General features: G+C 74.9%; 10 protein-coding genes. 3 read left to right on the forward strand and 7 right to left on the reverse strand.

All coding sequences use genetic code 11. From position 1 onward, the window contains the following. Positions 1-76: 76 nt before the first annotated feature. Entirely contained in the window at positions 77-1,381 is a 1,305-nt protein-coding gene (locus AB0N76_RS22170) for a GNAT family N-acetyltransferase (protein ID WP_363559404.1), read from the reverse strand. 75 nt (positions 1,382-1,456) lie between these two features. On the opposite strand from AB0N76_RS22170, the gene AB0N76_RS22175 reads away from it, so the two are divergent. Then, the gene (locus tag AB0N76_RS22175) at positions 1,457-1,981 is read left to right on the forward strand and encodes an NUDIX domain-containing protein (RefSeq protein WP_363559406.1); all 525 of its coding nucleotides are present in this window, start codon (positions 1,457-1,459) and stop codon (positions 1,979-1,981) included. A gap of 60 nt (positions 1,982-2,041) precedes the next feature. Here AB0N76_RS22175 and AB0N76_RS22180 read toward each other — a convergent pair whose 3' ends face one another. The 4 genes from AB0N76_RS22180 to AB0N76_RS22195 all read right to left on the reverse strand — a co-directional run bounded on the left by AB0N76_RS22180 (position 2,042) and on the right by AB0N76_RS22195 (position 7,651). Further along, entirely contained in the window at positions 2,042-3,424 is a 1,383-nt protein-coding gene (locus AB0N76_RS22180; protein WP_363559408.1) for a C40 family peptidase, read from the reverse strand. Positions 3,425-3,753: 329 nt separating this feature from the next. Further along, entirely contained in the window at positions 3,754-4,854 is a 1,101-nt protein-coding gene (locus tag AB0N76_RS22185) for a hypothetical protein (RefSeq protein WP_363559410.1), read from the reverse strand. A 69-nt stretch (positions 4,855-4,923) separates the two neighbouring features. Beyond that, entirely contained in the window at positions 4,924-6,726 is a 1,803-nt protein-coding gene (locus AB0N76_RS22190; RefSeq protein ID WP_363559412.1) for a threonine/serine exporter family protein, read from the reverse strand. Between the two features lie 190 nt (positions 6,727-6,916). Next, on the reverse strand, positions 6,917-7,651 hold the full coding sequence (locus tag AB0N76_RS22195; RefSeq protein ID WP_363559414.1) for a VTT domain-containing protein: 735 nt from the start codon (positions 7,649-7,651) through the stop codon (positions 6,917-6,919). A gap of 306 nt (positions 7,652-7,957) precedes the next feature. Between AB0N76_RS22195 and AB0N76_RS22200 the strand changes: the two genes are divergently transcribed. Then, entirely contained in the window at positions 7,958-8,272 is a 315-nt protein-coding gene (locus tag AB0N76_RS22200; protein ID WP_363559416.1) for a hypothetical protein, read from the forward strand. A gap of 116 nt (positions 8,273-8,388) precedes the next feature. Here the strand turns inward: AB0N76_RS22200 and AB0N76_RS22205 are convergent, their stop codons facing one another. Further along, complete coding sequence (locus tag AB0N76_RS22205; RefSeq protein WP_363559418.1) at positions 8,389-9,564, reverse strand: TetR/AcrR family transcriptional regulator; 1,176 nt, start codon at positions 9,562-9,564, stop codon at positions 8,389-8,391. 245 nt (positions 9,565-9,809) lie between these two features. Between AB0N76_RS22205 and AB0N76_RS22210 the strand changes: the two genes are divergently transcribed. Further along, positions 9,810-10,967: an acyl-CoA dehydrogenase family protein gene (locus AB0N76_RS22210; RefSeq protein WP_363559420.1), complete on the forward strand. Its 1,158-nt coding sequence runs from the start codon at positions 9,810-9,812 to the stop codon at positions 10,965-10,967. A gap of 114 nt (positions 10,968-11,081) precedes the next feature. On the opposite strand, the gene AB0N76_RS22215 is transcribed toward AB0N76_RS22210, so the two are convergent. Next, entirely contained in the window at positions 11,082-11,237 is a 156-nt protein-coding gene (locus AB0N76_RS22215; RefSeq protein ID WP_363559424.1) for a hypothetical protein, read from the reverse strand. Positions 11,238-11,338: the final 101 nt, after the last annotated feature.

The following is an 11,338-nucleotide window of genomic DNA, read 5'->3' on the forward strand; positions in this document are numbered from 1 at the left end:
GTAGCGGCCGGGCAGGCGCCGGGCACGCCGAAGGCCGGCCCGCACGATGCGGACCGGCCTTCGGGACCGGGCCGGCTCAGAAGCCGTCGATGCTCCAGGAGAGCAGCGGGGTGCGCAGCCGCAGGTCCGCGGCGGCCACCGCGCCGGGGCGCAGTTCGGTGACCAGGCCGGCCGCCGCCAGGCGGGGCAGCGTCTCGCCGGCCAGGTAGAGCGAGCCCAGCACCGAGGCGTCCAGGGCCAGGTCGGCCTCGTCGGTGGTCCGGGTGCAGCGGCCGGTGCCGTCCTCGGCGACCTCGATCGCCCAGCGGCCGGCGGCGAAGCCCCCGGCGTCCTCGACCTCCAGCACCACCCGGCCGGGCGCGCCGTAGGTGCGGGCGTTGAAGGCGGCCTCGACGTCCAGCACGCGCAGCCAGATGAAGTCGGCGTTGTCGACGTACGGGGTGGCGGCGCGCGGGTCGTTCAGTAGCAGCGGCAGCGGGTCGTCCGGGCCGACGTTCTCCGCCACGACCTTGCGCACCCAGTCGATCGAGAGGACGAGCCGCCACAGCTCGGCGGCGGTCGCCCGGTCCAGGGCGAGGAAGTCGAGGACGGTGAGCGTGCAGTTCGGGTAGGAGCCGTCCCAGGCGTCGTCGACCTTGTAGACGACCAGGCCGGTGGGCGTGCCCTCGGCGTCCCGGTGGACGGCCGCGAAGGGCTCCTTCCACTCGAAGCCCGGGACCTCGATCTCGCCGGTGAGGCGCTGCCACAGCACCTCGTCGCGGCCGATCGAGCCCGGCTGGGTGAGCCGCCAGCGGTCGTGCAGCTCGGGGCCGACCTTGCGCAGTTCGTCCATTCCGACGAAGTCGATCCGCCCGCCGGGCACGGTGGGCAGGTCGGCGCGCAGGCCGCCGGCCCGGAGCAGGTCGATGTTCCAGCCGTGGCCGCGGGTGGCCGGGCCGAAGCCGAACCGGCCGTAGATGTTGTACTCGGCGGCGATCAGGATGGCGACCGCGGCGCCGCGCTCCCGGGCGGCCGTGAGGTCCCCGGTCATCATCCGGCGGAGCAGTCCGCGCCGCCGGTGGGTGGAGGTGACGGTGACGGCGGTGATCGCGTCGGCCGTGACCACGGCGCCGCCGGGCACCGTCAGCTCGGTGTCGAAGCTGCGGTAGGTGGCGACGAACCGGCCGTCGTCCACCGCCGCGAGCATCCGGCCGGGCTCCCACTGCCGGCGGCGGTAGTCCGTCGCCCGGCCCACGTGCGGGCGCAGGAAGCCGACGGCGAGCGCCCGGTCCCAGGCCTCGACCTCGTCCTCGCCGACCGCGCGGATCTCGATCCCACCGGCCTGCTCCGTCGACCGGCCACGGCCCGGCTCACCGGCCTGGCCGTACGTTTCGTTGCCCATTCGCTCACCGTACGACGGCATTTCGACGGGGTCATCCGAATTATTCCGGCCGCGCCCGGTGGCATCGTGGGGGCCATGGGAGTGACAGGAGAACAGGGCGAGCGGGTCGAGCGGGTCGAGCGGGTCGACGAACGGGACCGCGTGGTGGCGGTCGTGGACCGCGGCGAGGCCATCCGCAACGGGTGGCCGCACCGGATCGCGACGGTGGTCTGCCGCGATCCCGCCGGACGGTTCCTGGTGCACCGGCGCCCCGACGGCGTCTCCCGCTTCCCCGGGCAGTACAACTGGCTGGTCGGCGGCGCCGTGGACGTCGGCGAGTCCTACGAGGCGGCGGCCGCCCGGGAGCTCGCCGAGGAGCTCGGGGTCCGCGCGCGGGCCCGGTTCGTGTTCAAGTTCCTCTGCCGGGGCGCGATCAGCCCCTACTGGCTCGGCCTCCACGAGGCCACGGTGGACGGGGCCGTCACCCCGGACCCGGCGGAGATCGCCTGGCACGCCTGGCTCACCGGGGCGGAGCTGCGCGAGGCCGTCCGCGCGGAGTCCTTCGTGCCGGACGCCCGCGAGGCCTTCCACCGCTACCAGGCCCTGACCGGCGGCCGCTGACCCGACCCCGCCCCCGGCGGCGGCCGGCGGCCGGCAGACGGCGGCCCGGCGGCCCGGCGCTCACGGGCGGGCGTAGAAGTCGGGGGTGCCCATGATCCAGAGACTGGCCTGCTTGATCGGCATGCCCGCCCGGGGCGCCTCGATCATCTGGTCGTCGCCGATGTAGAGGCCGACGTGGTGGATGTCGGCGGCGCGGCCGGTGGAGCTCCAGAAGACCAGGTCGCCGGGGCGGAGCTGGCGGTAGCCGATCGGGGTGGACTGCGCGTACTGGTCGGCGGCGAAGTGGTTGAGCCGTCTGCCGCCCTGACGCCACGCCATCATGGTCAGCCCGGAGCAGTCGTAGCCGCCCGGGCCCTCGCCGCCCCAGACGTAGGGCAGGCCGATCTTGGAGCGGGCGAAGGCCACGGCGGTGGCCGCGTCCTCGGCCGACCAGGGCCGGACGGCCGGAGCCGCCGGGGCGCTCTGGCCGGGCGGGGGCGGGGCGGCCTTCGCGGCCGCGGCGGCTTCCGCGGCGGCCCGTTCGGCGGCCGCCTTCTCCGCCGCCGCCCTCTCCGCGGCGGCCTTCTCCGCCGCCGCCTTCTCCGCCGCCTCGCGTTCGGCCGCGGCCTTCTCCGCGGCCGCGCGGGCGGCCGCCTCGGCCTCCCGGGCGGCGATCGCCTCCAGCGCCTCGCGCCGCTGCCGCTCCAGTTCGACGGTGGTGTGCCGGGCGGCGGCCAGTTCGGCGAGCAGCCGCTCGCGCCGCAGGCCGACCGCGACGACCTGGTCCTGCTGGGCCGTCAGCCGGGCCTCGGCCCGCTCCCGGGCCGCGCCGACCGCGGTGGCGGCCCGTTCGGCGGTCTCGGCGGCGGCCCGCGCGGCGGCGGAGGCCCGGCTCGCGGCGGCGGCCGTGGAGACCGCCGCGTCGAGGATCTGCCGGGTGCGGTCGCTGGCGACGCCGACCACCGCGGCCTGGTCCCCGGCCTCGCGGGGGCCGCGGGCGCCGAGCAGGGCGTTGATCGCGGAGAGTTCGGCGGTGGTGCCCTGCCGGTACGTTTCGGCGGCCAGCCGGGCGGCGTCCTCGGCGGCCTCGGCCCGCTCGGCCTCAGCGGCGGCGGCCCGGTCGGCGGCGGCAGACTCCTCGGCGCGCGCCCGGGTGAGGGCCAGCTGGGCACCGTTGTAGGCCTCGACGGCCTGTTCGGCGGTCCGGGCGGCCTGGTCGAGCTCGGCCTTGGCGGCGGTCAGCCCGGCCTCGATGGCGGCGACCGAGCCGGCCCGGCGTTCGGCCTCGGCCCGGGCCCGGTCGATCTCCTCGGCGGACGGGTACGCCTCCTCCCCCGGCCCGGACCCGCCGGCGGGGGACGGAGCGGCGGCCGGGCCCGGCACCGGGGCGGCCGTGGCGGCGGGGAGCAGCCCGAGCAGGGCGGTGAGGGACAACAGGAGGGTCGGCAGGAGCCTGCGCGCCACGATTCATCCCTTCGGACGGTCACGAGGGATCGGCCGCGCGGGCCGCACGGGTCGCGCGGGCAGCGCGGGTCGTACGGGTCGTGCGGGTCGCACCGGCGACGGCGGTGGTGGCGGGGGCGGAACGATCCGGCACCCGCCGCCACCGGAACCGGATTCCGGCAGAACATCCCATTCCGTGACAAGACGGTCACTGCCCGCCATGTTCTCAAGCCGGAGGGCTTTCACACCTCAAGCCCGCACCGCCGGCCGGGTGACCATCGGATGATCTGACCAGGCCTCAACTCCAGTCGGGCTGCCAGGGTATACGAACCAGTTCGGCAGGAGAGCGCCTAGCGCCGGATCCGGCGCGTGTGGGTCCGCAGCCAGCGGTGGCGGTCCGGTCGGGGCGCCACCCCCGTCGGCCGGACCGCGTAGGTCCGGCTGCGCCCGGCCCGGACGGTGCGCCGCCGCTGCCGGGCCGCCCGGACCTGCCGCCCCGGCGGGTCCGCCGGGCTGCCGTACCCGCCCGGACCGCCGTACCCGGCGACCGCCCGGCTCCCCGACGGGTGCTCCCCCGCGCCCGCCGCCGACCGCCGGTCGGCCAGCCGCGCCGAGCGGCGGGCCAGCGCCCGGGCGGCGTGCGCGTCCAGGTGGGAGGTGGCCCGGGCGGCCATCCGCTCGGCCACCCGGTGCGCGGCCGGATGGTTGGCCGGGACCTTGTCGGGAGCCCCGGCGATCAGGTCGAAAAGCCAGGTACGGGCCTTGTCCGCCCGCCGGTGCAGACGGCGCTCGCGCCGGAGCGCGCGGGCCCGGCGGCGCGGGCGCGTGGCGTACCGCCAGCGCGCCCAGGGGCTGCTCGGGCGCCCCAGCCGGATCGCGCCGATCCAGGAGATGCCGGGCACCATGATGCCGAGCAGACCGGTCCACACCTTGCCCTTGAGCAGGGTGACGATCGAGGCCAGCGCGTTCACCGAGATCACCGTGACCAGCCCCCACCTGGTCTCCTCGCCGGGCACCACGCCGAGCGGCACGTACCCGACCAGCAGCAGGCCGGTGAACAGGATGCCGAAGATCACCGCGTCCACCGACTTGCGGCCCTGCTCGCTCCAGTAGACGTCGTCCAGGTGCAGGATCAGCGCGAACTCGTCCAGCACCAGGCCGCAGCCGATGCCGAAGAGCAGCCCGAAGACGTCGATCCACGGGTGCCCGCCGTAGGTGGCGAACACCCCGATGCCGCCGACCAGCAGGAAGCCCAGGCCGAAGACCATGTGGTGGATGTGCAGCCCGCCGGGGGTCACGTTGCCGGGCCACCAGCGCACCTGGGCCCTGATCATCCGCACGCTGAACCGGATGAAGACGAAGGAGGTGATGAACCCGACCAGCAGCAGGAACAGCGGTTGCTTGTGCGCGGCGACGATGTGCTCGCGGTAGCCGTCCAGCAGTGTGGTCATGCGTCTTACCTTCGTTCCTGGTGCTGCGTGCGGTCTGCCGCGACATGGCCCGGAGGCCAACGGTCGGCGTCAGAAACCGCGGGTGCGCTTGGCCGCCCGACGGGGGATCACCGGGGCGAGCGACGGACGCTCGACCCCGACCGGGAGCCGCATGAAGAGCCGGGCGATCTCACCCCCCAGGTTCACCCCGATCGCCAGGGCCAGGGCGATCGCGGCGGCCCGGGTGATCTGGACCAGGCCCCCGTTGGAGTGTCCCTGGGCGAACGACAGCATGCCGAGGTAGAGCGCCGAACCGGGCATCAGCGGCCCGATCGCGGCGGTCACGTACGGCAGCGCGGAGCCGTTGCGGTAGCGCGCCATCAGCTGGCCGAAGAGGCCGACCAGGCCGGCCGCCACCCCGGTCGCGACGATCGGCGAGACGTCGGCGTTGTAGACCAGCACGCCGTAGCTGGCCCAGCCGATGCCGCTGTTCAGGGTGACCAGGGCGAGCGAGCGCCGGTCGGTCTGCAGCAGCATCGCGAAGGCGAGGGTCAGCACCAGCGCGGCGACCATCTGGACCGGCGGGTAGTTGACGCCGACCAGCGACTCGTCCGGACGGAGCTTCGCCTGGAAGCCGACCCCCAGGTAGAGGATCAGCATCACGCCGATGACGATGCCCGCCACCAGGTAGATCACCTCCAGCAGCCGGGCCGCGGCGGTGATGTAGAAGCCGGTCAGACCGTCCTGGACGGCGGCCACCAGGGCGCGTCCCGGCAGCAGGGCGAACAGCCCACCGGTGATCACCACGGAGCCGCGCAGGCCCAGGTCGTTGAAGGAGAGCACGATGCCCGAGGCGGCGGCCGGCATCGCGGCCAGCACGAACTGGTAGAACTCCGGCAGCCCGCGCCGGGCGATCAGCGAGGCCAGCCGGTCGCCGAGCACGGCCGCGACGAAGGCGCTGAGGAAGACCAGCCAGGCCTTGTCGTCGATCCGGCCGCCGACCAGGAAGGTGGCCGCGCCGGCCAGCAGACCGGTGTTCAGGGCGAGCATCCAGGCCGGGTACGGGTGCCGGTTGCGGCGGATCAGCGCGAGCCGGCGGTAGGCGTCGTTGACGCTCACCTGCTCGGCGGTGATGTCCGCGACCAGCTCGTACACCGCGTTCAGCCGGGTGTAGTCGGAGGTGCGGCGGCGGACCACGCGGTCGGCGGTGATCGGCGGCTCGACCAGCGAGGGCTGGTGCGAGATGCCGATCAGGGTGAAGGTGACCTGCGGCTCGCAGCGGTCCAGCCGGTAGGCGTGCGCGATGCCGAGCATGGCCGCCTCGACGTCCTCGGCGGCCTCGCCGCTGGCGAGCAGCAGCTCGCCGATCCGGAGCGTCAGGTCGAGGATGCGCGGGACGTTGCGGCCGGCGGAGGGGTGCAGCTCGCGGGCGGTCCGCTCGAAGGACGGGCGCTCGGACATCGGGGTGCGCAGCAGGGTGCGCATCCGGTCCGGCCAGGGCGCCTCGCCGGGGGCGCCGGGCATCAGGGCGGGGATGGGGGTGCCCATCGGCGGGGTGTAGCCGGCGGCCTTCCACTCCTCGGGGGTGAGGGTGTCCTCGGCGACCGAGCGGCGGCGGTGCGCCGGGGCGGGCGGCTCGTCGGCGGGCCGTTCGTCGGCGGGCTCGGGCTCGGGGTTCAGCAGGCCCTTGGTCTCGGGGACGGGCGGGGCGAGCGGGACCACCACGGTCGGCTCGACGACCGGGGCGGGGTGGCCGAGCAGTCCCTCGGTGGGCGGCGCGTCGGACGGGTGGACCGGCCGGCCGCCGGGCGCCGGACGGTGCTGGCGCTGCGCCCGTCCGCCCCGGCCGCCCCTGGCCTTCTTTCCGCTGCCCGGCCGGCCCCGCTTAGGCACTTCCGCTCCTTGCCACCCCTGACGGCGCCGGGTCCCCGGGCCGCCGTTCGATCTCCGGATACACCTTGCCTGATCGAACTGCCGGACGCACATGTACGTGACGGCGGGCGCGGCCCCGCGCGGACGCCGGCCCGGCGCGGTGGCGGGCTCGGCGGGCGCGGTGGCGGGCTCAGCGGACGCGGTGGCGGGCTCAGCGGACGCGGTGGCGGCCGCCGGCCGGGACCGGCGGGGTGTCCTCGCGGTGGTCGCTGACGGCGGCGGTGGCGGTGCCGGCGGCGGCGGTGCCGGCGCTGGCCGCAGCCCGGCCGGAGCGGCGGGCGCGGAGCAGTTCGACGGCCACCGGGACCACCGAGAGCAGCACGATGCCGACCAGGATCGCCTCGATGTGCTCCCGGACGAACGGGATCTGCCCGAGGAAGTAGCCGAGCACGGTGACGCCGCCGCCCCAGAGCACCCCGCCGACCACGTTGTAGAGGACGAAGGTGCGGTAGTTCATCCGGCTCACCCCGGCGACGATCGGGGTGAAGGTGCGGACGATCGGCACGAAGCGGGCCAGCACGATCGCCTTCGGCCCGTGCCGGTCGAAGAAGGCGGCCGCCTTCTCCACGTTCTCCTGCTTGAACAGCCGGGAGTCGGGGCGCCGGAACAGGCTCGGCCCGACCTTGCGCCCGAAGAGGTAGCCGACCTGGTCCCCGGCCACCGCCGCGACCACGATCAGCGTGCAGACCAGCCAGAGCGGCTGGTGCAGGTAGGTGCCGCCGGCCACCAGCAGGCCGGTGGTGAAGAGCAGCGAGTCCCCGGGGAGGAAGAAGCCGATCAGCAGACCGGACTCGGCGAAGACGATGGCCAGGATGCCGATCAGCCCGAAGGTGGAGATCAGGTAGGTCGGATCGAGCCAGGACGGGCCGAGGGCGAGGCTGGTCACGGGTGCGGACTCCTGAGGGCCGGAAGGGTCGACTCTTGGCAATGAAACAGTAAAGCATTCACCAAGAGGACCTCGAACCGCCCGGCGGGAGCCCGCGAAGCGCCTGGAGGGGGGCGTGCGGACCGCCCGATCCGGCCACCGGTCGGACAATCATCCGGTTCCCACCATCGGGCGAATCGCCACCCATTCGGTGGAGTTCGTCCACGCAGCTGGTGAATGCTGGTCGGGCGACGTCAGGCAACGGCGCTGCGGAGCGGCCACTCCGGAACGCGCCACCATTCGCACCCCACCCTCAGGGAGACCACCGTGTCCCGTATCCGCGCAGCCGCCGCCGTCACCGCCCTCGGGGCGTTCCTCCTCGCCGGCATCGGCACCGCCCACGCCGACAACGGCGCCGGCGCGGACCAGCACTCCAACAGCAGCGTGGTGAGCAACACCGGCTCCAACAACATCATCGGCAACGTCCACGGCAACGTGGTCACCACCCAGCAGACGGCCACCGGCTCCGGCGCCAGCAACCAGAACAACGGCCTGGCCGTGGCCGGCAACGACGGCAACGTCGGCGCCCTGCAGGGCAACGGCAACCTCGCCGCCCTGATCGCCCCGCACTTCGGCGGCTGAGGCACGCTCCGCCCCTGAGCGCATCCGCCGATCCCCGGCCGGGTGCCCGCCCCACCAGCGCGGGGCGGGCACCCGGCCCCCGCCGTTCCGGGCCCCTCGCCCCGGCGCGGGACGGCTCAGCCGGGCAGGCCCAGCACCGCCCGGCCGAGCCGCAGCAGGCAGTCGCCGAGATCCGGGCGGGCGCTGTGCGGACGGTTCCGGACCCCGTCGTTGACCAGCGAGAACAGCGCGTGCACCCGGATCCGGGCGGCCACCGCGTCCTCCTCCGGGCGGACCCGGCCGAGCAGCTCCACCCACGCCCGCAGGAAGTCCCGCCGGAAGTCCACCGCGGCCCGCCGGTCCGGCGGGGCCAGCCGCTCGGTCTCGCTCAGCATCACGCCCAGGTAGTCGCCGTTGCGCCGGGCGAAGTCCACGTACGCGGCCAGACCCGCCGCCAGCGTCCGCTCCGGCGCGCCGCCGGGCGCGTCCGACGCGCTGGTGATCACGCCCCCGACCTCGTGCCAGAGCCGTTCCCGGCTGCGCACCAGGGCGGCCGCCAGCAGCTGCGCCTTGCTGTCGAAGTGCCGGTACACGCTCGGCCCGGCGATCCCCACGGCGGCGCCGAGCCGGTCGGTGCTGACGTTGTCGAAGCCGCGCCGGTGGAACAGCCGCACGGCCGCCGACAGCAGCTCCTCCCGGCGCGGCTGCGGTCCCGGTCCGCCGGCGGGGCCGTCCGGCCGGGCGGCGGGATCGGGCGCGGCGCCGTCCAGCCGGACCGCGAACACCGCGGTGAGCAGCTCGCGGACCAGCCGTTCGGCCCGGCGCGGCTGCGGGGCGGCCGACTGGTAGGACAGTCCGGCGCCCGCGGAGAGCGCCGACCAGCAGATCAGCTCGGCGTCGGCGGCGGCGAGCCCGGGGCGTTCGGCGCGCAGCACGGCGGCCATCCGGGCGACGTCGGCGCGCAGTTCGCGGCGGAGCGCCGCCCGCCGGTCCGGGGGCAGCAGCCGGGCGTCGCGCTGCACCAGGGTGCCGAGCGGGCGGTGGCCGACCGCGACGGCGGCCAGCGCGGCGGCGAGCCCGGCCGTCGAGTCCGCGCCGCGCACCGCCTCGGCCAGCGCGTCCAGGCCCACCCGGACGGTGCGGTCGAGCAGCTCGGGCTTGCCCCGGAAGTGCCGGTAGAGCGCGGGCGCGGTGATGCCGACCCCGGCGGCGACCTCCGTCATCGAGACCTGGTGGTAGCCGCCGCGGTGGAAGCGTTCGGCGGCCACGGCCAGGATCTGCGCCTGCCGGGTCCGCGCGGGGGGACGCCGCACCACCATCGCTCCCGCCTCCCCCGATCCGCTCCGAACGCGGTGGCGGCAGCCGTACCGACACCCGTTCGGCAGGCTAGCAGGGATTCACTTGACGCCCTCCGGATCCCGTCCCTCCGCCCGTCGGCAACAGGACGGAAGCCCTCCGTCGGACCCTGGACAGCCGAAGCTACCGCCGATTAACTTGTGGGGCGATCAGCAGGCCGTCCGGCCCCGCCGCGTCAGGCCCCAGCGAAGGGAGCGCCGTCGTGCGCCGCACCGTGTTCACCGAGGACCACGAGGCCTTCCGGGAGACCATCCGGGACTTCATCGCCAACGAGGTCGTCCCCGTCTACGAGAGCTGGGAGGCCGAGGGCCACCCGCCCCGCGACTTCTACCGCAAGCTCGGCGAACTCGGCGTCTTCGGCATCGAGGTGCCCGAGGAGTACGGCGGCGCGGGCGAGAGCGGCTTCAAGTTCCAGGCGGTGGTCGCCGAGGAGACCGCCCGGGCCGGCGTCAGCTTCGGCTCCTCCGGGGTGCACACCGGCCTCGTGCTGCCCTACCTGCTGGAGTACGCCGACGAGGAGCAGAAGCGGCGCTGGCTGCCCGGCTTCGTCTCCGGCGACCTCATGACCGCCATCGCGATGACCGAGCCCGGCGCCGGCTCCGACCTCGCCGGGATCACCACCACCGCCCGGCTCTCCGAGGACGGCACCCACTACGTCCTCAACGGCGCCAAGACCTTCATCACCGGCGGCGTCCTCGCCGACCTCGTGCTGGTGGTCTGCCGGACCTCGCCGTACGACCCGGAGAACCGCCGGGCCGGGCTCTCCATCCTCTGCGTGGACACCACCTCCCCCGGCTACAGCGTCGGCCGCAAGCTGCAGAAGATCGGCCTGCGCACCTCGGACACCGCCGAGCTGGCGTTCAGCGACGTCAAGGTGCCGGTGGAGGACCTGCTCGGCGAGGAGGGGCGGGCGTTCGGCTACCTGACCCACAACCTGGTCCAGGAGCGGCTGGCGATCGCGGTCGGCGCGTACGCGGCCGCGGCGGCGGCGGTCCGGTTCGCGGTGCAGTACGTCAAGGACCGCAAGGTGTTCGGCAAGGCCGTCGCCGAGTTCCAGAACACCAAGTTCACGCTGGCCGACTGCGAGGCGCAGGTGATGGCGCAGCAGTCGATGGTCGACCGCGCGCTGGAGCTGTACCAGGAGGGGCAGCTGACGGTCGCCGACGCGGCGGCGGCGAAGCTGTTCTGCACCGAGTCGGCGTCCGTCGTGATCGACAAGTGCCTTCAGCTGCACGGTGGTTACGGGTACATCCTGGAGTACCCGATCGCCCGGCTCTACACCGACAACCGGGTGTTCCGGATCTACGGCGGGACCAGCGAGGTCATGCGCAGCATCGTCGCCAAGTCGCTCGGGCTGTAGCCGGGCGGCGCGGGGGCCGGATCGGGCTTCGGTCGGGGCGGGATCGGGGCGACAATCTCCCGGCCGTTCGCCCGTGCGGGTGAACGGCCGGGGTCGCTCCGGCTCGGCGCCGGGTCAGTTGGGCGAGTGGTGCTCGGTGCGCCAGGCGTCCCAGCCGGCCGCCGACGCCACCTTGGCCTCGTGCAGGGCCCGCTGGGCCAGCGCGGTCGGCGGGCGCTCCAGCCCGCGCACCCAGGTGCGGCCGGCCGTGGCCAGGGCGGCGCACACCATCGCCGCGCCCCACGGTGATCACGAAGTCCCGCCCCGCGAACACCATCAGCTCGCCGGTCTCCACCACCTCGCTGGTCGGGGTGAGCTGGTCGTGGTCGACG

The organism is Kitasatospora sp. NPDC093806, assembly GCF_040683335.1.
Classification (GTDB): Bacteria; Actinomycetota; Actinomycetes; order Streptomycetales; family Streptomycetaceae; genus Kitasatospora.